The 352-nt window shown below is 42.6% G+C and carries 1 pseudogene; it reads left to right on the top strand.

Annotated elements, in window-relative coordinates:
• Positions 1-75: 75 nt before the first annotated feature.
• Positions 76-352: pseudogene (locus AC6CHH_RS16415) on the top strand (IS21 family transposase); the annotation flags it as partial.

Genomic DNA, 352 nt, shown 5'->3' on the forward strand with positions numbered 1-352 from the left:
TTAGCAGCAGAACCGTATAGTTATACACAGTTCCTTGAACATTATCGCCGCAAATACCCTAAGGACAAAGGCTCAATGAAACTTCAGCACGTTGCGGGTGAAGAGATGTTTATCGACTTTGCCGGTAAAAAGCTTCAGATCATTGATAAGCAGACCGGAGAGATTATTCCTGTGGAAGTATTTGTAGCCATACTTCCTTGTAGCCAATATACCTATGTTCAAGCGTGTAGGAGCCAAAAACGGGAAGACATGATCTCCTGTTGTGTTAATGCGTTACGTTTCTATGGCGGATCGCCCAAAGCTATCGTGTCAGACAATTTAAAGTCTGCGGTCAATAGATCGAGTAAATATG

Source organism: Sphingobacterium sp. GQ94 (genome assembly GCF_059758715.1).